This window comes from Nonomuraea candida, assembly GCF_000725485.1.
GTDB lineage: Bacteria > Actinomycetota > Actinomycetes > Streptosporangiales > Streptosporangiaceae > Nonomuraea > Nonomuraea candida.
Genome location: NZ_JOAG01000235.1, coordinates 1 through 204 on the forward strand (window position 1 = coordinate 1; position 204 = coordinate 204).

At 67.6% G+C, this 204-nt stretch carries 1 protein-coding gene; it reads left to right on the plus strand.

Annotated elements, in window-relative coordinates:
* A partial coding sequence (locus IO39_RS43870) for an RICIN domain-containing protein (protein ID WP_043638119.1) occupies positions 1 to 204 on the plus strand: 204 nt, incomplete at both ends.

Sequence of the window (204 nt, forward strand, 5' to 3'; positions counted from 1 at the left end):
CGCCACTCCGGCAAGGTCCTCGACGTCCACAACTTCTCCACCGCCAACGGCGGCGCCATCGTCCAATGGACCGACGGCAACGGCACCAACCAGCAATGGAGGCTCGCCGACAGCTCCGACGGCCACGTCCGCCTCATCTCCCGCCACAGCAACAAAGCCCTCGAAGTCCAGGGCGCCTCCACCGCCGACGGCGCCAACATCGTC